21 protein-coding genes are annotated in these 20308 nt (G+C 74.0%); 9 read left to right on the top strand and 12 right to left on the bottom strand.

The annotated features are described in order from the left end of the window. Positions 1-69: 69 nt before the first annotated feature. Positions 70-1047, top strand: a complete 978-nt coding sequence (locus tag E8M80_RS21080; RefSeq protein WP_137127708.1) for a tripartite tricarboxylate transporter substrate binding protein — start codon at positions 70-72, stop codon at positions 1045-1047. 348 nt (positions 1048-1395) lie between these two features. On the opposite strand, the gene E8M80_RS21075 is transcribed toward E8M80_RS21080, so the two are convergent. The 3 genes from E8M80_RS21075 to E8M80_RS21065 are packed head-to-tail and all read right to left on the bottom strand — an operon-like array spanning position 1396 to position 3573. Then, positions 1396-1902 carry a universal stress protein gene (locus E8M80_RS21075; protein ID WP_137127707.1) on the bottom strand — a complete coding sequence of 169 codons (507 nt, stop codon included), beginning with the start codon at positions 1900-1902 and terminating at the stop codon, positions 1396-1398. A gap of 7 nt (positions 1903-1909) precedes the next feature. Continuing rightward, positions 1910-2662 carry a TIGR02186 family protein gene (locus E8M80_RS21070; RefSeq protein ID WP_137127706.1) on the bottom strand — a complete coding sequence of 251 codons (753 nt, stop codon included), beginning with the start codon at positions 2660-2662 and terminating at the stop codon, positions 1910-1912. Beyond that, complete coding sequence (locus E8M80_RS21065) at positions 2659-3573, bottom strand: sulfite exporter TauE/SafE family protein (protein WP_137127705.1); 915 nt, start codon at positions 3571-3573, stop codon at positions 2659-2661. The genes E8M80_RS21070 and E8M80_RS21065 overlap by 4 nt, the downstream gene beginning before the upstream one ends. Before the next feature lie 129 nt (positions 3574-3702). Here E8M80_RS21065 and E8M80_RS21060 point away from each other — a divergent pair, with 129 nt between their 5' ends. After that, positions 3703-5289 carry a bifunctional UDP-sugar hydrolase/5'-nucleotidase gene (locus E8M80_RS21060; protein ID WP_137127704.1) on the top strand — a complete coding sequence of 529 codons (1587 nt, stop codon included), beginning with the start codon at positions 3703-3705 and terminating at the stop codon, positions 5287-5289. 177 nt (positions 5290-5466) lie between these two features. Here the strand turns inward: E8M80_RS21060 and panC are convergent, their stop codons facing one another. From panC to E8M80_RS21045, 3 genes are all read right to left on the bottom strand, one after another. Continuing rightward, positions 5467-6339 carry a pantoate--beta-alanine ligase gene (gene panC / locus E8M80_RS21055; protein WP_137127703.1) on the bottom strand — a complete coding sequence of 291 codons (873 nt, stop codon included), beginning with the start codon at positions 6337-6339 and terminating at the stop codon, positions 5467-5469. 139 nt (positions 6340-6478) lie between these two features. Beyond that, positions 6479-6823: a DUF1488 family protein gene (locus tag E8M80_RS21050; protein ID WP_137127702.1), complete on the bottom strand. Its 345-nt coding sequence runs from the start codon at positions 6821-6823 to the stop codon at positions 6479-6481. Further along, positions 6820-7176 carry a hypothetical protein gene (locus tag E8M80_RS21045; protein ID WP_137127701.1) on the bottom strand — a complete coding sequence of 119 codons (357 nt, stop codon included), beginning with the start codon at positions 7174-7176 and terminating at the stop codon, positions 6820-6822. Before E8M80_RS21045 ends, E8M80_RS21050 begins: the two co-directional genes overlap by 4 nt. Positions 7177-7388: 212 nt before the next feature. On the opposite strand from E8M80_RS21045, the gene E8M80_RS21040 reads away from it, so the two are divergent. From E8M80_RS21040 to E8M80_RS21025, 4 genes are all read left to right on the top strand, one after another. Beyond that, positions 7389-8600 carry a class I SAM-dependent rRNA methyltransferase gene (locus tag E8M80_RS21040; RefSeq protein ID WP_137127700.1) on the top strand — a complete coding sequence of 404 codons (1212 nt, stop codon included), beginning with the start codon at positions 7389-7391 and terminating at the stop codon, positions 8598-8600. Further along, on the top strand, positions 8597-9043 hold the full coding sequence (locus E8M80_RS21035) for a DUF3293 domain-containing protein (protein ID WP_137127699.1): 447 nt from the start codon (positions 8597-8599) through the stop codon (positions 9041-9043). The genes E8M80_RS21040 and E8M80_RS21035 overlap by 4 nt, the downstream gene beginning before the upstream one ends. Positions 9044-9083: 40 nt before the next feature. Beyond that, the gene (locus E8M80_RS21030) at positions 9084-10238 is read left to right on the top strand and encodes an MFS transporter (RefSeq protein WP_170979548.1); all 1155 of its coding nucleotides are present in this window, start codon (positions 9084-9086) and stop codon (positions 10236-10238) included. Between the two features lie 144 nt (positions 10239-10382). Further along, positions 10383-11036 (top strand): hypothetical protein, encoded by a 654-nt coding sequence (locus tag E8M80_RS21025; protein WP_137127697.1) that lies wholly within the window; start codon positions 10383-10385, stop codon positions 11034-11036. A gap of 16 nt (positions 11037-11052) precedes the next feature. Here the strand turns inward: E8M80_RS21025 and E8M80_RS21020 are convergent, their stop codons facing one another. The 4 genes from E8M80_RS21020 to E8M80_RS21005 form a co-directional block, all read right to left on the bottom strand. Next, a complete protein-coding gene (locus E8M80_RS21020; protein ID WP_137127696.1) occupies positions 11053-11808 on the bottom strand; it encodes a Sir2 family NAD-dependent protein deacetylase in 756 nt (251 codons plus the stop codon). Positions 11809-11989: 181 nt separating this feature from the next. Next, a complete protein-coding gene (locus tag E8M80_RS21015) occupies positions 11990-12760 on the bottom strand; it encodes a methyltransferase domain-containing protein (protein WP_137127695.1) in 771 nt (256 codons plus the stop codon). 178 nt (positions 12761-12938) lie between these two features. Then, complete coding sequence (locus E8M80_RS21010; protein WP_240790150.1) at positions 12939-14009, bottom strand: patatin-like phospholipase family protein; 1071 nt, start codon at positions 14007-14009, stop codon at positions 12939-12941. Next, positions 14006-14800, bottom strand: coding sequence for a 3-hydroxybutyrate dehydrogenase (locus E8M80_RS21005; RefSeq protein ID WP_137127694.1), 795 nt, complete (start codon positions 14798-14800; stop codon positions 14006-14008). The genes E8M80_RS21010 and E8M80_RS21005 overlap by 4 nt, the downstream gene beginning before the upstream one ends. Positions 14801-15017: 217 nt before the next feature. Between E8M80_RS21005 and E8M80_RS21000 the strand changes: the two genes are divergently transcribed. Together E8M80_RS21000 and E8M80_RS20995 are read left to right on the top strand one after the other, a co-directional pair. After that, the gene (locus tag E8M80_RS21000; protein WP_137127693.1) at positions 15018-16694 is read left to right on the top strand and encodes a methyl-accepting chemotaxis protein; all 1677 of its coding nucleotides are present in this window, start codon (positions 15018-15020) and stop codon (positions 16692-16694) included. Positions 16695-17014: 320 nt separating this feature from the next. Continuing rightward, positions 17015-17809, top strand: coding sequence for an SDR family NAD(P)-dependent oxidoreductase (locus E8M80_RS20995; RefSeq protein ID WP_170979547.1), 795 nt, complete (start codon positions 17015-17017; stop codon positions 17807-17809). On the opposite strand, the gene E8M80_RS20990 is transcribed toward E8M80_RS20995, so the two are convergent. Beyond that, complete coding sequence (locus E8M80_RS20990) at positions 17733-18233, bottom strand: hypothetical protein (protein ID WP_137127691.1); 501 nt, start codon at positions 18231-18233, stop codon at positions 17733-17735. The genes E8M80_RS20995 and E8M80_RS20990 overlap by 77 nt on opposite strands. Positions 18234-18375: 142 nt before the next feature. On the opposite strand from E8M80_RS20990, the gene thiD reads away from it, so the two are divergent. After that, complete coding sequence (gene thiD / locus E8M80_RS20985; RefSeq protein ID WP_137127690.1) at positions 18376-19179, top strand: bifunctional hydroxymethylpyrimidine kinase/phosphomethylpyrimidine kinase; 804 nt, start codon at positions 18376-18378, stop codon at positions 19177-19179. Between the two features lie 150 nt (positions 19180-19329). Here the strand turns inward: thiD and E8M80_RS20980 are convergent, their stop codons facing one another. Beyond that, complete coding sequence (locus tag E8M80_RS20980) at positions 19330-20196, bottom strand: sulfotransferase (RefSeq protein WP_206035712.1); 867 nt, start codon at positions 20194-20196, stop codon at positions 19330-19332. Between the last annotated feature and the right edge of the window lie 112 nt (positions 20197-20308).

Raw genomic sequence — 20308 nt, 5'->3', positions numbered from 1 at the left:
CTCTCGCGCGCCGGCCCGCCGGCCAAGAACGCCGACACGCTTCACGCCCAGCCTGGGAAGCCTTGATCCATGATCCGACCGACCCGCCGCGCCGCACTCGCCGCCGCCGCCCTGCTGCCCTTGGCGCCGCGCGCCGCCCGCGCGCAGGACTGGTCCCCGCGCGAGACCATCCGCCTGATCAACCCCTTCGCGCCCGGCGGGTCGCCCGACATCCTGGCGCGCGTCATGGCGCCGCACATGCAGGGCTTCCTCGGCCAGCAGATGATCGTCGAGAACCGGCCGGGCGCCGGCGCCGCCGTCGGCACGCGGTCGGTCGCGCGCGCGGCGCCGGACGGGCACACGGTGCTGCTGGCGCCCATTTCCTCGGTCATCGCGCCGTTCATGATGCGCGAGCCCGGCTATGCGCTGGCCGACTTCAAGCCGGTCTCGCTGCTGGCGACGACGCCCTTCGTGCTGGTGGCGCGACCGGGCCTGTTCGCCGACGTGCGCGACTGGGACCGCCAGGTGAAGGCGCGCCCGGGCCACTTCAAGGCGGCGACGGGCGGGCCCGGCACGCCGCACCAGCTGGCCGCCGTGCTGTACCAGAGCCTGTCCGGCGCCGACTTCACCCTGGTGAACTACCGCGGCACGGCGGCGGGGCTGACGGACCTGCGCGCCGGGGTGGTGGACTTCATGTTCGCCGACATGCCGGCGGCACTCGGCCAGGTGCGGGGCGGCGCGCTCCAGGCGCTGGCGGCGAACACCGCCCAGCGCGTGCCCGTGCTGCCCGACATGCCGACCATGGCCGAGAGCGTGGCGCCGGGGTTCGAGGCGAATTCCTGGGTGATGTGGTGGGTGCCCGCGGCGACGCCCGAGCCCGCCATCCGCCGGCTCAACGCCGCGGCGCGGCACGCGCTGGCGCAGCCGGACGTGGTGGCGCGCGTGGCCGAGGTGGGCTTCGTGGGCGCGTCGGGCTCCGACATCCCGGCCGCCGAGGCGCATCTGCGCGGCGAGGCGGAGAAGTGGTCGGCGCTGATCCGGGCGCGCGGGCTGCGCTTCGACGATTGATACCAGGCGCACGAAGTTCCGACGTTCGGCCCGAAGGGCCGAGGCCGCGACTGCGGTCCGCCGGTTGTCCGGCGAAGCCAAGGGCCGCGGATGCGGCCCGCCCGGCGTCTGAGGCGCACGAAGGTGAAACCCTCGTGCGCCAGGCATGAGGACGGAAGGACGGGGGGAGAAGGGAACTTCTCCCCCCGGACTCCCCTCAACCTTCCTTGCCACCCGGCGACGGTCGCGGAAGGTCGGGCGCCGAGTGGCAAAGACGGGAGGGCTCGGGGTCCTCGCGACGTTGCGCAGCCACGTCGCAGGGTCCCGGATCGGGGGAGGTTCCCCTCCCGCGACCTTCCCCGCCCGCCCTCACGTGATCCGGTCGAGTTCCTTCTCGTCCAGCGTCCCCGGCACCAGCGTCATCGGCACCGTCAGGCGGCTGGCGTAGCGCCCTGTCAGCGCCGTGATCAGCGGCCCCGGCCCGCCGCCGCCCGGCGCCATGGCCAGCACCAGGATCGAGATGCGCGGGTCTTCCTCGAGCAGTTGCAGCAATTCGTCGCGCGGCGTGCCCTCGCGGATGATGAGGATGGGCAGTCCGCCCGTGATCTCGTTCACCTCGGCGGCGAGGCCGGAGAGCATCGTCTCCGCTTCCTCGCGCCGTTCCTCCTGCAGCATGGCGCCGACGCCGGCCCATTCCACGACGCCGGCGGGCTCTATCACGCGCAGCAGCGCCACGCGCCCGCCGCCCTTGCGCGCGCGCAGGCTTGCGTAGCGCAATGCCACCGCGCGTTCCGGGCTGTCGTCGACCACGACCAGGAAAATGCGGTCGCGCTTGTCGGCGGACTTCGCGGCGGCGGCTTCCTCGCTTCCCGGCATCGCACCCTCACCCCCTGCGGAAGATCACGCTGCCCAGCCAGCCCGCGAGCGCGGCCAGGATGATGCAGCCGATACCATAGACGGCCGGCATGGCCCGCGCGACATGGGCGATGGAGGCGGCGGTGCCGACGCGGTCCACGCGCAGGAACAGTTCCTGCCGCGCGACGATGCGGCGCTCGCGCACCAGGAGCACCTCGATGCGGTAGTCGCCGGTCTGCACCGTATCGGGGAAGGAGATGCGCGCGCTGAACAGGCGCCCGCCCGCGACGCTGACCGGCGCCGCGTATTCCTGCCAGCGCCCGTCCTGCTGCTTGAGGTCGAGCAGCGCCGCGCGGAAGGCCGGCGCCTGGCTGCCCTCGGCGCGCAGCGGCAGCGCATCGAGGCCGAGCCGCGCGCTGCGGCGCACCTGTTCGGGCAGCGCCTGCCAGACCGGGCGCGTGGCCGCGATGGCGTAGAAGCCCGGCACCTCGGGGAAGGTCGCGGCCGGGCCGTTCACCCAGAAGCCGAGGACATTGACCTTGCGGCGCACCACCGTCGGCTGCGCCGGCCCGGTGGCGAGGACCACGACATCCTCCCCGCTCTCGGCGCCGATCAGGCGCTCGGTCGCGCCGAAGACGATGACGGAGGCGCCGGTGAAGCCGGTGCTGATCTCGACCCGGTCGGTCGAGAGGTCGGCGGTCAGCAGCGGCGTGCTGGCGGGCTGCGCGGCCGCGGGGATGGCCAGCGCCAGCAGCGCGAGCAGCAGCGCCGCGGCCCTCATTGCACCGGGCCGATCGCGAAGAGGTTCTCGGGCGGGCTGACCAGGCCCCAGGCGAGGCCGATCGCGACCGCCAGCACCAGCAGGCCGAGCAGCGCGCGCGTCTCCTCCCCGCGCAGCTTCGTGCCCATGGCGGCGCCGAACTGCGCGCCGGCCACGCCGCCCGCCAGCAGCAGCAGCGTCAGCACGATGTCGACGCTGCCCACCTGGATCGCCTGCAGCAGGGTCACGTTGGCCGAGACGAACACCACCTGGAACAGCGAGGTGCCGATCACGACGCTGGTCGGCATGCCCAGCAGATAGATCATGGCCGGGACCAGCATGAAGCCGCCGCCGACCCCCATGACCGCCGAGAGGATGCCGATGCCGAAGCCGACGGCCAGCGGCGGCACGATCGAGATATAGAGGCGCGACTTGCGGAAGCGCACCTTGAAGGGCAGGCCGTGCAGCCAGGTGTGTTCGTGCGCGCGGGCGGCGGCCGAGCCGGTGCGGCGGCGGCGGAAGATGGCGCGCACGCTCTCGCGCACCATCAGCGCGCCCACCGTGCCGAGCACGACGACGTAGAAGAACGACACCGCGAGGTCGACCTGCCCCGCCTTGCGCAGCGCCGCGAACAGCTGCACGCCGAGCAGCGATCCGAGCAGCCCGCCCGTCAGCAGCACGATGCCCATCCGGGCATCGACATTGTCCCGCCGCCATTGCGCGATGAGGCCGGAGACCGAGGCGCCCAGCGTCTGGTTGGCGCCGGAGGCGACCGCGACCGGCGCCGGGATGCCGATCAGGATCAGCACCGGCGTCAGGAGGAAGCCGCCGCCGACGCCGAACAGGCCCGACAGCCAGCCCACGCCGAAGCCGATGCCCAGCAGCAGCATGGCATCCACGCTCATCTCGGCGATCGGCAGGTAGACCTGCATCGCGTTCCGGTCCCGGTTGCTGGGAAAGACGTCGAACCCTCGCGGTTTGAACCCGCGTGCCGCATGCGGCAAGGGACAATCGCCCGCCGGCGCGGCAGGATTGCGGCAGACGACCCCGGAGTCCCCCCCATGCGCCTTCCCCGCCGCCTGTTGCTCGGCGCCGCCCTTGCCGCTCCCGTCCTGCGCCCGGCGCGGGCGCAAGCGGCGCGCGCCGTGCGCCTCCTGCACGTCAACGACTTCCATTCCCGCCATGAGCCCGTGGCGCGCGCGACCGGCGCGGCGTGCCGGGCGGATGCGCCCTGCCTCGGCGGCGCGGCGCGGCTGGTGGGTGGGATCGCGGCGGCGCGGGCGGAAGCGGCGGCGGCCGGGCGCGCCGTGGTCGCGGTCGACGCCGGCGACCAGTTCATGGGCAGCCTGTTCTACACGCACCACCGTGGGTTGGCGGAACGCGCCGTGATGCAGGCCTGGGGTTGCGAGGCGATGACTCTCGGCAACCACGAGTTCGACAACGGCCCCGAGGTGCTCGCGCGCTTCGCCGAGGGCGCGGGCTTCCCGATCCTCGCCGCCAATATTGACGCGCGGGCGGAACCGCTGCTGTCCGGGCGCATCCGGCCGTTCTGGGAGACGACGAAGGCCGACGCCCGCATCGCCTTCGTCGGCGTCATCACGCCCGAGACGCCGCTTCTGGCCTCCCCGGGGCGGAACCTCCGCTTCGCCGACCCGGCCGAGGCCGTGGCGCGCGCCATCGCCGAGATCCGCGCGCGCGGACCCGCGACGGTGGTGGTGGTGTCGCATCTGGGCCTCGGCGCCGACCGGCGGCTGGCGGCGGAGGTGGCCGGCATCGACGCCATCGTGGGCGGCCATTCCCACACGCTTCTTGCGCCCGAGCCCGACGCGGAAGGCCCCGCGCCCCTGCTGGTCGCCGGGCGCGACCGGGACGTGCGGATCGTGCAGACCGGCGCCTATGGGCGCTTCCTCGGGCGGCTCGACCTCGACCTCGCGGCGGATGGGCGGATCGCGGCGCATGGCGGCGCGCCGCTCGCGCTCGATGCCGCGGTGCCCGAGGATGCGCGCGTGGCCGCGCTGGTGGCCGACCTCGCCCGGCCGCTCGCGGAGACGCGGCGGCGGCCGGTCGGCACGCTTTCGTCCGCGCTGCCCAATGCCGGCTGCCGGCGCGGCGAATGCGCGCTGGGCAGCCTGGTGACGCAGGCGATGCTGGACCGCATCCCGGGCGCCGAGATCGCCATCACCAACGGCGGCGGGCTGCGCGCCGGGCTGCCGGGCGGCCAGGTGACCTATGGCGACGTGCTGACCGTGCTGCCCTTCGGCAATACCATCGCGGTGATGGGGCTGCGCGGCGCCGACGTGGTGGCGGCGCTGGAGAACGGGCTGTCGCAGGGCGCGGGCACGGCGGGGCGCTTCCCGCAGGTGGCGGGCATCCGCTTCGCCTGGGACCCGGCGGCGGCGCCCGGCAGCCGCGTGCGCCAGGTGGAGGTCGCGCAGGGCGCGGGCTTCGTGCCGCTCGACCCGGGGCGGGTCTATCGCGTCGTGACGAACGACTTCATGCGCCGCGGCGGCGACGGCTACGTGATGTTCCGTGACCGCGCGCTCGACCCCTACGACACCGGGCCGGTGCTCGACGAGACGGTGGCCGAGGCGATCGCCGCCGGCCGCTTCGGCGCCGTGCGGGAGGATGGGCGGATCACGGCGCGCTGAGGGGGCGCGCTGGAAGGGCGGGGGGAGAGAAGGGAACTTCTCCCCCCGGACCCCCCACAACCTTCTTTGGCCCTTGGCGCTGGCCTTGGAGGTCGGTCACCCAGGGACAAGGAAGGGAGGGGGCGCGGGGGAGGTTCTCCTCCCCCCCCCTTGCGACGGCGGTCCCCGGCCGGATGTTCAGCCCGGTCCGGGCGTGCCGGCGGGCGCGCCGAGGGGAATGTTGTCGAGCAGCCGCACGGCGCCGAGGCGCGCGGCCGCCAGCAGGCGCATCGGCGTGTCGCGACTTGGTGCGTCGAGCGGGCGCAGCGTCGCGGCCTCGACCGCCGCGAGGTAGTCGGGCGCGAAGCCCGCGTCGCACAACGCCGCGCGCGCGCGTTCCAGCGTGGGCGCGATGGGCGCGCCGGCGGCGATGGCGGCGGCGGCCTCGGTCATGCGGCGATGGAGCAGCGGCGCCGTCGCGCGCTCGGCGGTCGTGAGGTAGCGGTTGCGCGACGACATCGCGAGCCCGTCCGCCTCCCGGACCGTCGCCACGGGCAGGATGCGGACGGGGATGTCGAGGTCGGCGGCCATGCGCGTCACGACCTGCAATTGCTGCCAGTCCTTCTCGCCGAAGGCGGCGATCTCGGCGCCCGATTGCAGGAAGAGCTTGCAGCACACGGTCGCCACGCCGCGGAAATGGCCGGGGCGGGCATCGCCCTCGAAGCCCGCCGAGGGGCCGGCGACCTCGACGGTGGTGGCGGCGCCGGGCGGGTACATGGCCTCGACAGGCGGCATCCAGACGAGGTCGCAGCCGGCGGCGCGGAGCTTCGCGAGGTCGCCTGCCTCGTCGCGCGGGTAGCGCGCCAGATCCTCGTTGGCGGCGAATTGCAGCGGGTTGACGAAGATCGAGGCGGCGACGGCGCCGGCGCCCGCGGCGCGCGCCGCGGCGACGAGCGCGAGATGGCCGTCGTGCAGCGCGCCCATGGTGGGCACGAGGCCGAGCCGCCGGCCGTCGGCGCGGAGCGCGGCGGTGGCGGCACGGAGCGAGGGGAGGTCGCGGCAGATCTGCATGCCGGGACGCTAGAACAGCGCCCCATCGCGGGGAACCATCGCAGGGCCCGGTCTGCCGGAGGGCACCAGCCGATGCGGGACCAGGGAATCCCGGCGCGTGACCCCAACCCGGAATCGCTGCGCCGTCGGGGCCGGTTCGTCAGCCGCGCGGCGCGGTCGCGGTCCGGGAGACGGTGGGCGCGGCGGGCGACGGGTCGGTCACGTCTTCCTCCCAGATATGCAGGAGGCCGAGCGGCGGGCCGGCGCGTTCGCGCAGCCTGGCCTGCGCCGCCGCCTCGATACGCGGCCGCGCCGCGGCGAATCGTCGCAGCAGGTCCATGGTGCGGAGTGACCCGCCGCCGCTCACGGCGAGAAGCGCCAGGCGCGAGATCGCGCAACGCACCTGACCGCCGCCCTCGAGCGGCAGGTCGAAGAGGAGCCTGTGGCCGTCCCAGCGGGGCGGCGGTGCCTCGGCGGAGGTCATGGCAGGGTGCGCCGCGGTCATCGCGCCAGGCGGTCGGCGCAGGCGCGGGCGACGTCGGGGTCGATGGCCGTGCCACCCGGCATGGTCGCGAAACGGCGCGCGAGGTCGTTGCGGGCGGACCAGCCGAGGCTCGCGGTCTCCGCCGTGTCGGCGCGCGCGCGGTCGGCGCAGAAGATCGCCTGCTGTTCGATCACGCCGTTGCGGGCCATCGCCTGGGCGGTGCTGGTTCGCATCTGGAAGCCGGCCATGCCGGAGATGACCGGCCCGGCGACGAGGCCCACGCCGAGCGCGAGCAGGAGCGGCTTCGCGGCAGTCCAGCGGGCGCCGGCATCGGCGGTGAAGCGGGCGAAGGCACTCGGGGTATTGGCGGACATGGCCTGGATTCTCCGGATGGGACTATTGGATGGGCAGTCCCTGGAAATCCTGCGACGCCACGAGAATCATTCTCATGAAAATCTCAGAAAAACCGCTGTATTAAACTTGGTGATATTTTTCGCGGATTCAATGTTGAATTCGAACGATATTTTGAGCGGCCCTCAGCGAACCTGTGCCTTGCCGGGCAGGCGGTGAGGGGCTAGGCGGCCTCATGCCCGAGACCCGCCCGATCATCCGCCTTCTGCCCGGCCGCGACCGCCGCGTGAAGGCGGGCCACCCCTGGGCCTTCAGCAACGAGGTCGCGATGACGCCGGCCGCGCGCGCCCTGCCGCCCGGCAGCGTCGTGCGGCTGGAAGGCGACGACGGCACCAGGCACGGCGCCTGGCATTTCAATCCGCATTCGCTGATCGCGGCACGGCGCCTCGACGCCGACCCGGCCGCGCCCTGCGACGCCGCCTGGTTCCGCGCCCGCCTGGCGGAGGCGCTGGCGCTCCGCGGCCGCCTGTTCGAAGCGCCGCACTACCGCCTGGTGCATGCCGAGGCGGACGGGCTGCCGGGGCTGGTGATCGACCGCTACGGCGACGTGATGGCGCTGCAGGCGAATACCGCGGGGATGGAGGCGGCGACGCCGATGATCCTCGACGCGCTGGCGGGCCTCATCGCGCCGCGTGGCGTGGTCGCGCGCAACGACAGCGCAGTGCGCGGGCTGGAAGGCCTGCCCGAGGAGGTGCGCCTGCTGGCCGGCGACGCCGCGGGCGCGATGGTCGAGGAAGGCGGGCTCCGCTTCCCCGTGGACCTGCTGGGCGGGCAGAAGACCGGCTGGTTCTTCGACCAGCGCGAGCACCGCGCGCGCGTCGCGCGCCTGGCTCGGGGCGCGACCGTGCTCGATGCCTTCTGCCACACCGGTGGCTTCGGGATCGGCTGCGCTTTCGCCGGCGCGACCGCGGTCACGCTGCTCGACCGCAGCGAGCACGCGCTGGCGACGGCGCGGGACGCGGCGGCGCTGGCCGGCGTCGATGCGCGCGTGACCACGTTGCGCGCCGAGGCCATGGAGGCGCTGGAGCGCATGGCGGGGGAGGAACGGCGCTTCGGCGTCGTCATCGTGGACCCGCCGGCCTTCGCCAAGCAGCGCAAGGACCAGCCCGCGGCGCTGCGCGCCTATGGCAAGCTCGCGCGGCTCGCCGCCGGGCTGGTCGAGCGGGGCGGTTTCCTGTTCATCGCCTCCTGTTCCCACCACGTCGCGCCCGGGGATTTCGCGGATGCCGTGGTCTGGGGCGTGCACCGGGCGTCGCGCCAGGGGCGCGCGGTGCATGGGCGGGACGCGCGCATCCTGCACATGGGCGGCGCCGGCCCCGACCATCCGCTGCACCCGATGCTGCCCGAGAGCCAGTATCTCAAGGGCATGCTGCTGCACCTGCCGTGATCCCGCCCGCGTCGCCGCATCTGCGCTTCCTCTGCGCCGCGCCGCGGCCGATCGGCGCCGCGCTGCTGCGCGGCTGGCGCGGCACGGGCTTCGAGGCGGGCGGCGCCGTGGGGCGGCTCGGGCGCCGGTCGCCGGGCATGGATGCGGTGCTGGCGGCTGCGGGCGTGCGCCAGGCGGTCGTCCTCGGCGCCTGGAACCCGGCGAGCCGGCGCTGGCCGGCGCGGCGCAACGTCGCGATGCAGGCACGGCTGATGCTGCGCGCGCGGCGGCTTCGCGTGCTGGAGGCGCTCGGCCGCCCGGCGCGCGGCGCCTGGAAGCCGGAGCCGCATCTCGTCGTGCCGGGCGATGCGCGCCCCGCGATCCGCCTCGCGCGGGTGTTCCGCCAGCATGCGGTCCTGCGGCTGCGGCTGCGCGCGCCCGCGGTCCTGCTGGTGCTGCGCTGATGTCCCGGGCGCGCCGCGGCACCGCGTGGGGGCGTCCGCGGTGAAGGGCTCCGGCGCCTTCCTGGTCGCGGTCTTCGCGGTGCGCTTCGCGCTGGGCGCGCTGTTCCAGGCGCCGGGCGCGGCGGGGCCGGTGCTGGTGCCGGAATTCGACCTGGACTGGACGCGCTTCGGCACGCTGGTCGGGCTGTTCTGGCTGCCGGGGCTGGTGCTGGTCTTCCCCCTCGGCCTCGCGGCGCGGCGGATCGGGGACCGCGCGGGGGTGCTGGCGGGGCTCGGGTTGCTGACGGCGGGCGCGCTGGTCTCGGCCGCGGCAGGCGGGGAGGCGGTGCTGCTCGGAGGCCGCCTCGTGACCGGCATCGGCACGGTCTTCTGCATCCTGTTCCTGACCAAGATGATGCAGGACCGCTTCCAGGGGGCGGACCTGTTCCTGGCGATGTCGGTCTACGTGCTCGGCTGGCCGATCGGCATCGCGGCGGCGCAGGCGGCGCTGCCGGGGCTCGCCGTCACGATGGGCTGGCAATTGCCCTTCCTGGTGGCCGCCGTGGCGGGGGCCGTCGCCTTTGCCGGGCTGGCCGCCGCCGCCCGGCCCGCGCCGCGCGCGGCGCCGCCGCCGGCCGGGACCGGCCGGCTGACGCGGCGGGAGGTCGCGCTGATGTGCCTGGCCGGCGCCTGCTGGGCCTGTGTCAACGGCACCTACATGGTGCTTGTGACCTTCGCGCCCCCATTGCTGGTGGAGCGCGGGCTGTCGGTGGCGGAGGCCGGCTTCGCCACCTCACTGATGTCCTGGGTGAACATCCTGGCGGTGCCGGGGGGCGCGCTGCTGGCGCGGCGGGCGGGGCTGGTCGGGCCGATGGTGGTGGGCGGCATCACGGCCGCCGCCCTGCTCGCGGCGCTGCTGCCCTTCGCGGGGCTGGGCCTCGCCGCGCCGATCCTGGCGCTGCATGGCCTGCTCTACGCGCTGCCGATCACGGTCTTCTCGGCCCTGCCGGCGCTGGCCGTGCCGCCGGAGCGGCGGGCGCAGGGCCTGGGCGTCTATTTCGTCTGGTTCTACGCGGGCTGCACGGGCTTCCCGCCGGTCGCGGGGTGGCTCGCGGACCATGCAGGCACGACGGCGCCGGTGGTCTTCGCGGCCGCGCTGCTGGCGGTGGCGCTGGCGCTGTTCCTGCTGTTCCGGCGCGTCGTGGCGGGGCGCTGAAAGCGCAACCGGGACTGCGCATGCCCACGCATTCCGACGTCCCGCGTCGCCCGGCCTGCGCCGCAGGTCCCGCTTGCGGGCGTGCGGCGTGACGCGCCATGCTCGGCGCGCCGGGCCCGTGTCCACCCCGAATGGGAAGCCCCGATGGCGAACTACAAATTGTATGGCCTGACGACCGACCGGATGCCGCCGCGCGTCGCGGATTATGTCGGCTACAAGTTCCCGGCGATGGTCGAGGTGCCGGCGGGGTACGGCGGCGACCGGGGCATCAGGGGCGGCCCGGCGAAGGTCGAGGAGATTTTCGCCGGCGCCTTCAGGGAACTCGAGCTCTGCGCGCGGCGCGACGCGTGCAACGCCCATTTCCGGGCGCTCGGTGCCGGGCTAGGCCTGTCGGACATCCTGGGGGGCTGGACGCTGTCCTTCTTCGCCTTCGCGCCGCAGGGGGCCGAGGGGCAGTGGCCGGAATCGGATGCGGGGCTGACGCTGGCGCAGGTGGTGGGCACCTACAAGGCCACCTCCTTCGCCGAGATCGGCGTGCACATCACGTCGCTGCGCAGCGCCGAATACCTGGCGGGAACCATCCTGCACGAACTGGCGCATGTCGCCGGCGCGCCGGGCGCCTCGGCCGAGGACGCGTCGCAGCACGCGAAGGGCCGCCTTCCGGCCGCGGATGTGCGCCGCCTGCATCAGGCGGAGAAGGCGGTGCTCACCTGCGGGCTGCGCCGCCAGTACAAGCAGAACGTGATCGGCGCACTCGACCGCATGAGCCGCGGCCCGGGGGGCGGCCGCCCGGTGTGACGACGGCCCGGTCGCGTCAGTTGGTGCCCGTCGCGCCGCCCAGCGCATCCCCGATCGGGGCATGGACGACGAGGTCGGCGATGCCGTCGAGCGGCGTCGGGTCGTTGTTCACGATCACCAGCCGCGCGCCGGCGCGCTTCGCGATCTCGGGGAAGCCCGCGGCCGGATAGACCACGAGTGAGGATCCGAGCACGAGGAACAGGTCGGCCGCCAGCGTCGCCTCCTGCGCGCGGCGCATCGGCGCCTCCGGCATCGCCTGGCCGAAGGAGACGGTGGCGGTCTTGAGCAGGCCGCCGCAGGCGGCGCAGCCCGGCACCACCCCGGCAGCGTCGAAGGCGGCGCGCAGCGGTGCCAGCTCGTGCCGCGCGCCGCAGTCGAGGCAGGCGGCGTAGGTCGAGTTGCCGTGCAGCTCGATCACCTGCTCCTCCGGGATGCCGGAGGCCTGGTGCAGGCCGTCGATGTTCTGCGTGATGACCGCGCCGGCGCGACCCTGGCGCACCATGAGCGCCACGGCGCGGTGGCCGCGGTTGGGCTGCGCCGCGGCCATGACGGGCTCGGCTTCGAAGCGGCGGCGCCAGGCTTCGCGGCGCGCGGCGGCGGAGGCCACGAAGTCCTGGAACATGATGGGCTTCATGCGCGCCCAGGTGCCGTTCGGGCCGCGGAAATCGGGAATGCCGGATTCGGTGCTGATGCCGGCACCCGTGAAGACCGCGATGCGGCGGGCGGCGTCGATCAGGCGCCGCAGGGCGGCGATGTCGCGGGCGGCGTCCATGGGACTGAGTCTGGCGGGGGAGGGGCGCCTTGTCGAGGAAGGGCGGGGGGAGAAGGGAACTTCTCCCCCCGGACCCCCCACAACCTTCTTTGGCACTCGGCGCCCGGCCTTCCCGGACCGGCGCCAGGTGCCAAAGAAGGGAGGGGGCTCGGGGGAGGTTCCCCCCCCCCCACCGTTCTTCTCACGCGACCCGCGCGACCATGAACATCCGCCGGAACGGCAGCAGCACCGCGCCGTCCGCACGTGGCGGGTAGGCCGCGCGCATCGCGGCGCGGTAGGCCGCGAGGAAGCCTTCCCGCGCCGGCGCCTCGAGCGCGTCGAGATACGGCCGGAGGCTCGTGCCCATCGCCCATTGCACCACGGGATCCTCGCCGCGCAGGACGTGGATGTAGTCCGTGACCCAGAGGTCGAGCGCGGCCACGCGCGGGCGAAGCAGGTCGTAGTAGTCCCCGGGCTCGAGGATGGCCGGCGCGCTCGCGATGCCGGCCAGCGCCGCGGCCCAGGGGCCCGCGCGCGCGATCCGGTCCTGTTCCGCGCGGAGCGGCGCCGCGTGCATCGCGGGCATCTGCACCGCCAGCGCGCCGCCGGGCGCGAGATGCCCCAGCAGGCGCGGGAACAGCCTGTCGTGCCCGGTGAGCCAATGGAGCGCGGCGTTGCTGAACAGCACGTCGACCGGCGCGGCGGGCGTCCAGGCGGCGATGTCGGCCTGCGCGGTCGCGAAGCCCGTCGCGGCGGCCCTGGCAAGCATCGCGGCCGAGCCGTCCACGCCCGTGACGGCGGCGCTGGGGAAGCGCGCGGCGAGCGCCGGCAGCGCATTGCCCGCACCGCAGCCGAGGTCCACCACGCGCGCCGGTCCCGGGTGCGGGATACGGGCAATGAGGTCGAGCGCCGGGCGCAGGCGCTCATCCTCGAAGCGGAGGTATTGCGCGGCGTCCCAGGTCGCCTGCGTCATGGCCTCATCCTGTGCGCGATCCCTTCGGATCGAGGCAACGCCGCGATCCGGGAGCGCGAAGCGCGACCGCGCCCAGCCTGCGCGTCGCTGCCGGAGCGCCCGCGCGCGGCGCGAAAGCCAAGCCCGCGGATGCGGGCGCCGGTGCCTGAGGTCACAATAAAGGCGCCGGCGCCTGAGGTCACAGGAACCGTGCCCGGATATCCACGCTGCTCTCGCGGCCGAGCTTGTCGAAATGCTCGGCCAGCCAGGCGTCCGCGGCCTCGCGCCCGTATTGTCGGAGCGTGCTGAGGAAGTCCCAGTCGCCGTTGAACTTCGTGCTCAGCTTGAATTTCCGCATGCGATCCTCGTCCTCGATCAGGTGGAGGAACAGGCGGCGGTAGCGCGGCTGTTCGAGCCGCCCGGTGTCGAGCAGGCGCTGCACGAAGTCGATCGCGCGCATCTCGGCCATGAGCGAGCCGTTGAAGGTGATCTCGTTCAGCCGGTTGACGATATCGGATGCGGTGGTGGGCGCTTCCTCGCGCACTGTCGGGTTCAGCTGGATCAGCACGATGTCGGGCGGTCCGCCCTGGTCATACAGCGGCCAGAGCGCCGGGTTGCCGAGGTAGCCGCCGTCCCAGTAGGGCTCGCCGTCGATCTCGACCGCCTTGAACACCTGCGGCAGGCAGGCCGAGGCGAGCAGCGCATCGACCGTCAGCTCCCGCCGCGTGAAGACGCGCGGCTTGCCGGTGCGCACGCTGGTCGCCGAGACGAACAGCCGCGGCGCCTTGGCCTCGCTGCGCAGGCGCTCGAAGTCGATGCTGTCGACCAGCGCGTCGCGCAGCGGATTGTAGGAATAGGGGAAGGGGTTGATCTGGTACGGCGACAGCACGCGGGAGAGCGTGTCGAAGGTGCGGTAGGCGACCGACCAGGTGAGGTCGTGGCCCCAGACCAGCTTCTCCATCGGCGTCGCCTGCAGCGGGCTGACGGCGAGCTTGCCCGCGATGCTGCGCCAGAACCGGTCGAGCGCCGCGATCGCCGCCGCGGGGCCGCCTTCCAGGAGGCCCTCGACCAGCATCACGCCGTTGATCGCACCGGCGGAGGTGCCGGACAGGCCGTCCACCTCCAGACGTTCGTCTTCCAGCAGGCGTTCCAGCACCCCCCAGGTGAAGGCGCCATGCGTGCCGCCGCCCTGCAGCGCCAGGCTGATGCGCCGCTTCGCCGGCGGCTTCGCGACCGCGGGCGCGGCGGGCGAGGGCGTTGCTTCGCTCACGCGGCGACCCAGCCGCCGTCCACGGACAGCGCGGCCCCGTTCACGCCGCCCGAGCCCGGGCCGCAGAGCCAGAGCGCCATGGCGGCGACCTCCTCCACCTCGATCCAGCGCTTCGAGGGCTGCTTCTCCAGCAGGTAGTCGGTCAGCGCCGCTTCCTCGCTGACGCCGTGCTTCGCGGCCAGCGGCCCGACCTGCGCCTCGGCCAGCGGCGTGCGCACGAAGCCGGGGCAGATCGCGTTGCAGGTGATGGGCGTCCTTGCCACCTCGAGCGCCACAACCTTGGTGAGGCCCACGACGCCGTGCTTGGCCGCGACATAGGCCGCCTTGTAGGGGCTGGCGACCAGGCCGTGGGCCGAGGCGATGTTGATGATCCGCCCCCAGTTGCGCTTGCGCATTCCCGGCAGCGCGGCGCGGATGGCGTGGAAGTTGGAGGACAGGTTGATCGCGAGGATCGCGTCCCACTTCTCCTCCGGGAACTCCTCGACCGGGCTGACATGCTGGATGCCGGCGTTGTCCACCAGGATGTCGCAGGCGCCGAGCGTCGCCTCGCATTCGGCGACCATGGCGCGGATCTCGGCCGGCTTCGCCATGTCGGCGGCGGAATAGGGGGCGTCGCCGCCGCCCATGGCCGCGCCGACCTTGGCGCGCGCCGCGGCGATCTCCGCCGGCCGGCCGAAGCCGTTCAGCATGACCTTGGCCCCGGCCTCGGCCATGGCGTGCGCGATGGCGAGGCCGATGCCCGAGGTCGAGCCGGTGATCAGGGCCGTGCGGCCCTCGAGGGTGCGATCCATGGGTAAGCGTCCTGCGTCGGGGCCGGGCAATGTGACGAAGGCAGGCGACCGCGGGAAGCCCTGGCGGGACACACGCGGGCGTCATGGCCGTTAGCGGGGCGGAAATGACGGTGGTCGTAAGGGTTGCAGGCCGCTCGGGCGGTTCGCGCGCGCCGATCGGCCTGCCCCGCGTGCCGGCCCGCCCCGGGCCGGCGCATACGTCCGGAGATCACTGCCCATGTCCCGCCTGTCCATCCGTTCGAAGCTGCTGGGTGGCTTCGCCGTCGTGCTTCTGCTGCTCGTCGGGGTCTGCGCGATGTCCGTCGTGGCGCAGCGCAGCGTCCACGGCATCCTCGACGAGATCACCGACGTGCAGGCGCCCGCGGTCGAACTGCTCGGGCGCTATCGCTACGACGCCGGGCGGCTGCGGGCTGATCAGCTCGCGGTCATCCTGTTCCCCGGGGAGGAAGGCCGGCGCGGCCGGCTCGCCCGGATCGAGGAAGCGGCCGGCGAGATGCGGAGCGCCTGGGCACAGCATCATCGGCTCGTGACCGCGCCCGAGATCCGGCGCGCCGCCGCCGCCGCCGAGGCACTCGGGAACCGCTACATGGCGGCGACGCGCGGGCTGGCCGGGCTGCTCGAGGCCGGTGACCGCGACGGCGCCATCCGGATGCTCGAGACCTCCTACGCCGTCTTCGACCAGTGGCAGACCGCGCTTCGCGCCATGCAGGACCTGGACACGCGGGACCTCGAAGCGCGCGCGGCCCTGGCGGGCTCTACGAGCACCCTGGCCCTGACTGCGACCCTGGCGCTCGGCACCGTGGCGCTGCTGGCGGGGGTTGTCGTCGCGCTGCTGCTCGGGCGCAGCATCGCCGGGCGCGTCGGGCGCCTGTCTGCGGCGCTCGGCCAGCTTGCGAAGCGCGACTACGCCTTCACCCTGGCCGAAACGAAGGACGGCGACGAGATCGGCGCCATGGCGCGCGCGTTCGATGCCTGCCGCGACGGGCTGCGGGAGGCCGACGCGCTGGCCGCACGCCAGGCGGAGGCCGAGCAGGCGCGCGCCGAGCGCGGCCGCCGCGTCGATGCGCTGGTCACCGCCTTCGAGGAGGAGGCCGCGGGCGTGCTGCGTTCGGTCGGCAGCGCCGCGACCGAACTGGCCGCCACCGCCTCCACGCTGAACGAGACCGCCGAGGACGGCACGCGCCAGGCGACAGTCGTCGCCGCCGCGTCCGAGCAGGCGAGCGCGAACGTGCAGACCGTCGCCGCCTCGGCCGAGGAACTCGCGGCCTCGATCGCCGAGGTGGCGCGCCAGGTGCGCGACACCGCCGGCATCACCGGCCGCGCGGCTGAGGCGGCGCAGGAGACCGACGCCACGGTGCGCGGCCTGGCCGAGGCCGCGAACAAGATCGGCGACGTGGTGCGCCTGATCAGCGATATCGCCGGGCAGACGAACCTGCTGGCGCTGAACGCGACGATCGAGGCGGCCCGCGCGGGCGAGGCCGGCAAGGGCTTCGCGGTGGTGGCGAGCGAGGTCAAGAACCTCGCGACCCAGACCGCGAAGGCGACCGAGGAGATCGGCGCGCAAATCGCCGCGATGCAGGCCGAGACGACGCGCACGGTGGGGGCGATCGCCGCGATCGCGCGCACGATCGGCGAACTGAACGCCAATACGGCGCAGGTCGCCGCGGCGTCCGAGCAGCAGGCCGCGGCGACGCAGGAGATCGGTCGCGCCGTCGCCGAGGCCGCCGCCGGCACGCAGGAAGCGTCGCGCAGCGCCGGCGGCGTGAAGCAGGGCGCCGAGCAGACCCGCGGCGCGTCGCAGGACCTGATGGCCGCATCCTCGGAACTGGCGGAACAGGCCGAGCGCCTGCGCGGCCAGGTGGACGGCTTCCTGGCAGGGCTGCGGGTGGCGTGAGATCGCACGGTTCGGCTGCGGCGCCGGGCGCGAGCGACAAAGAGCGCGGGGGAAGGGGACTTCTCCCCCCCCCGGGGGGGGGGACCCCTTCCTTGCCACCGGGCGCGGATGCCTCGAGGCGTGGCGCCAGGCGACAAGGAAGGCAGGGGGATCGGGCAGGGAGCCACTTATGCCGAATTCCCGTCCCGAATGCCTGACGTGGTGCGGAGCCCTGGTCGTTCGGATCCGGGACGGCGATGGTGTCGTGCCGGTGGGCGGCTCGACGGCAGGGGCGTATGTCCCGTCGCCGGGCCCCGGGGCTGAACACGGAGGGAACGCACATGGATTTCGCCGGCAAGGTGGCCGTCGTCACGGGCGGCGGCAACGGCATCGGCCGGGCCGTCTGCCTCGGCTTCGCGCGCCATGGCGCGCGGGTGGTGGTCGTTGACCGCGACGCCGCGGGCGCAGCCGCGGTTGCCGCCGAGATCGGCGGCACGCAGGCGATCGCCTGCACCGCGGACGTGACGCGCGGCGCCGATGTCGCGGCCTATGTCGCCCGGGCGCTCGATGCCTTCGGCAGCATCGACTGCTTCCACAACAACGCCGGCATCGAGGGCCGCGTGGCGCCAACCGCCGAATACGACGAGGCGGTGTACGACGCGGTGATGGGCGTGAACGCGAAGGGCGTGTTTCTCGGCCTCAGGCACGTGCTGCCGGTGATGATCCGCCAGCGGGGCGGCGCGGTGGTCAACACGGCCTCGACGGCCGGGCTGATCGGCACGGCGGGCATGCCGGCTTATGTCGCGTCCAAGCATGCGGTGATCGGGTTGACCAAGGTGGCGGCGGCCGAGGTCGGGCCGGTCGGCATCCGCGTCAACGCGGTCTGTCCCGGCCCGATCGCCACGCGCATGATCGACGACCTGGCGCGCCAGGTCTCGCCCAACAATCCGGCCGGCGTCGAGGCGCGCTACACCGCGGGCATCCCGCTGCGCCGCTACGGCACCGCCGAGGAAGTGGCGAATGTCGTGCTGTTCCTGTGCTCCGACCTCGCCGGCAACGTCACCGGCGCGCAGTATGTGGTGGATGGCGGGCGCACCGCGGCGCCGACGGGTGGCGCGACGACGGCATTGGACTAGTCGGCGTTGCCGCGCGGATCTGATGCCGCCGTCTGGCGCCGACGATGGCCGGATGCATCTCCGTCGTCGCCGGCAGATTGTGCCGTTCCGGGCGCGCGGGACGCAGCAGATGCGGCCGGACCGGGTGGCCGAATTCTGCGCGACCTTCATCGCGGAATCGAACCGCCTGGCGGCCGAAGCCTCCGCCGGTACCGAGGCCCGGCAGCGAGACCGGCAGGCCGCGCTCGATGCCGGGCCGCCGGTCGCCCCGCCGGCGCTGCACCCCGACCTCGCGCAGGTCTACGCCGATCTCCGCCACGCCATCGCCGCCGAGGGCGGCGCCGAAGCCCTCGAGGCCGCCCGTGCCCTGATCGACACCGTCGTCGTCTCGCCGACCGACGATCCCGGCGGTCTGCCCGGCATCGAACTGACCGGGCACCCTCATGGCGATGCTCGAGGCCGGCGCGGCCGGCCTGGCCCCCGAGGAAGACACCCTTGCCTCACGCCTCGCCGCCATGCTCGACGTTTCGGCAAAGTGAAAACCGTGGGGAGAAGTTCCCTGCTCCCCCCGGTCTTACGGAGTGACCATGCAAGGACGCGTACTGATCATCGCCGGCAGCGATTCCGGCGGCGGCGCCGGAATCCAGGCCGACATCAAGGCCGTCACCGCGCTCGGCGCCTTCGCCATGACCGCGGTCACGGCGCTGACCGCGCAGAACACGCTCGGCGTGCATGGCGTGGTCGGCGTGGATCCGGCCTTCATCCGCCAGCAGATCGCCGTGGTGCTGGACGACCTCGGCGCCGATGCCATCAAGACCGGCATGCTGCACAGCGTCCCGGTGATCGAGGCGGTGTGCGAGGAGGTCGCCGCGCGTGCCAGGGGCGTGCCGCTGGTGGCCGACCCGGTCATGGTCGCGAAGGGTGGGCATCCGCTGCTGGCGCCGGACGCGGTCGGCACGCTGAAGGCGCGGCTGCTGCCCTTGGCGACCGTCATCACGCCCAACCTGCCGGAAGCCGAGGTGCTGGCCGGCCGGCCGATCCGCGACGTCGCCGGGATGCGCGCGGCGGCCGCGGATTTGCGCGCGCTGGGCGTGCCCGCGGTGCTGCTCAAGGGCGGGCATCTGGACGGCGATACGGTGACCGACCTGCTGGTCACGGCCGGCGGCGTCGAGGAATTCGTCTCCCCCCGCATCGCGACGCGCCACACGCACGGCACCGGCTGCACGCTGGCGAGCGCGATCGCCACCGGTCTCGCGCAGGGGCTGGGGCTGCGCGATGCGGTGGCGCGGGCGCGCGCCTATGTGCTGGCCGCGATCGCGGCGGCGCCGGGCTATGGCGCCGGGCACGGGCCGCTTGATCACGGCGTGACCGTGGACCCCGGGCGGTTCTGACCTGGCACGGCCGAGGCGGGTTCATGCCAGCGACCGCCGGCATGACCTTTCTGTCGCGCGCAGCCGCCACACCGGGTCCCATCGAAGCGAGCTTCGATCGGCGCCCGTCAACCCTGCGCGCGGATGCGTCCGGACCTTCGGCCGGCTGCATCAGTCGGGCCGGTAGCCGAGCTCGGCCAGGAGGTCGCCGGCCACGACCCCGAAGGCGCGGATCTCGGCCGGGGTGAGGAGGCCGCGCCAGGCCTCGGCGCGCGCGGGGCGGAGCGGCTCGCGCACCAGGCGCTGCTGGTCGAGGCGGCGATCCCGGTCGAGAAGCACGGTGCCGTCCGCCGCGACGCGGCCCTGGTGCTCGGCCAGCCGGGTCGCCGCGCGTTCGTGGTAGCGCAGCATCGCCGGGTCGTAGTCGATGCGAAGGAAGGCAGCCGCCCGGCGCAGCGCCGCTTCCGGCTCTGCGAGCAGCGCCTCGTAGCGCAGTTCGAGCACCGGGTGCCCGGCCGCCGCGGCTGCCCGGCCGGCGGCGACGAGGTCGCGCCAGTGCCGCGCCAGGGTCTCGATATCGGTGCCCGGCGCGAACCAGAGCGGCCGGAGCGAGGCGGCGGCGGCGCGGCCGTCGCGGATGAGGTGGATGAAGCGCGCCTCGGGCAGCAGGCGCGCGATGGCGGGGATCGCGGCGACATGGGCGGGCGTCTTGTCGCCGCCGAGCGGCTTGCCGTGCCGGGCGGCATAGGCCCGGTAGAAGGCGCGCACGTCCCCTGCCACGTCGAAGGGGCGGATCCGGCCGAGCGCCTCGGCCAAGGTCGCCCGGTCGAGGCCGAAATCGACCCAGCTGGACCAGGGGTCGCCCGGCCGTTCGATGAGGTCGATCAGTGCGGCGGCATCGGCCGTGCCCGCTTCCGCGAGCGCGGCGCAGGCGGGCAGGAAGCCGGTCTCGGGCGGGATGGCGATCGCGGGGTGGCTGTCGAGCATCATGCGCAGCAGCGTGGTGCCCGAACGCGGCGCGCCCACGATGACGGGCATGGGCGCCGCCCCCTGTCCGGGGGTCGGCGAGGCGGGATCGGGCATGGCGCGTGTCTATCGGTCCTCGGGCCCGGCGGCGAGCGTGCCGTTAAGGCATTGGTGAGGCGCGCGT

This window comes from Roseomonas sp. HF4 (assembly GCF_005222755.1).
GTDB lineage: Bacteria > Pseudomonadota > Alphaproteobacteria > Acetobacterales > Acetobacteraceae > Neoroseomonas.
Note: the sequence above shows the minus strand (reverse complement) of the source record. Positions and strands in the feature narration are given on the sequence as shown.

What these genes read in the sequence shown, in the direction of transcription:
- E8M80_RS21045 (WP_137127701.1), bottom strand. Translation starts at nt 7,176, where the DNA reads ATGTCCGCCAATACCCCGAGTGCCTTCGCCCGCTTCACCGCCGATGCC.
- E8M80_RS21065 (WP_137127705.1), bottom strand. Translation starts at nt 3,573, where the DNA reads ATGCAGGTCTACCTGCCGATCGCCGAGATGAGCGTGGATGCCATGCTG.
- E8M80_RS21050 (WP_137127702.1), bottom strand. Translation starts at nt 6,823, where the DNA reads ATGACCGCGGCGCACCCTGCCATGACCTCCGCCGAGGCACCGCCGCCC.
- E8M80_RS20995 (WP_170979547.1), top strand. Translation starts at nt 17,015, where the DNA reads ATGGATTTCGCCGGCAAGGTGGCCGTCGTCACGGGCGGCGGCAACGGC.
- E8M80_RS21005 (WP_137127694.1), bottom strand. Translation starts at nt 14,800, where the DNA reads ATGGATCGCACCCTCGAGGGCCGCACGGCCCTGATCACCGGCTCGACC.
- E8M80_RS21040 (WP_137127700.1), top strand. Translation starts at nt 7,389, where the DNA reads ATGCCCGAGACCCGCCCGATCATCCGCCTTCTGCCCGGCCGCGACCGC.
- E8M80_RS21080 (WP_137127708.1), top strand. Translation starts at nt 70, where the DNA reads ATGATCCGACCGACCCGCCGCGCCGCACTCGCCGCCGCCGCCCTGCTG.
- E8M80_RS20980 (WP_206035712.1), bottom strand. Translation starts at nt 20,196, where the DNA reads ATGCCCGTCATCGTGGGCGCGCCGCGTTCGGGCACCACGCTGCTGCGC.
- E8M80_RS21025 (WP_137127697.1), top strand. Translation starts at nt 10,383, where the DNA reads ATGGCGAACTACAAATTGTATGGCCTGACGACCGACCGGATGCCGCCG.
- E8M80_RS20990 (WP_137127691.1), bottom strand. Translation starts at nt 18,233, where the DNA reads ATGAGGGTGCCCGGTCAGTTCGATGCCGGGCAGACCGCCGGGATCGTC.
- E8M80_RS21000 (WP_137127693.1), top strand. Translation starts at nt 15,018, where the DNA reads ATGTCCCGCCTGTCCATCCGTTCGAAGCTGCTGGGTGGCTTCGCCGTC.
- E8M80_RS21060 (WP_137127704.1), top strand. Translation starts at nt 3,703, where the DNA reads ATGCGCCTTCCCCGCCGCCTGTTGCTCGGCGCCGCCCTTGCCGCTCCC.
- E8M80_RS21070 (WP_137127706.1), bottom strand. Translation starts at nt 2,662, where the DNA reads ATGAGGGCCGCGGCGCTGCTGCTCGCGCTGCTGGCGCTGGCCATCCCC.
- thiD (WP_137127690.1), top strand. Translation starts at nt 18,376, where the DNA reads ATGCAAGGACGCGTACTGATCATCGCCGGCAGCGATTCCGGCGGCGGC.
- panC (WP_137127703.1), bottom strand. Translation starts at nt 6,339, where the DNA reads ATGCAGATCTGCCGCGACCTCCCCTCGCTCCGTGCCGCCACCGCCGCG.
- E8M80_RS21015 (WP_137127695.1), bottom strand. Translation starts at nt 12,760, where the DNA reads ATGACGCAGGCGACCTGGGACGCCGCGCAATACCTCCGCTTCGAGGAT.
- E8M80_RS21020 (WP_137127696.1), bottom strand. Translation starts at nt 11,808, where the DNA reads ATGGACGCCGCCCGCGACATCGCCGCCCTGCGGCGCCTGATCGACGCC.
- E8M80_RS21075 (WP_137127707.1), bottom strand. Translation starts at nt 1,902, where the DNA reads ATGCCGGGAAGCGAGGAAGCCGCCGCCGCGAAGTCCGCCGACAAGCGC.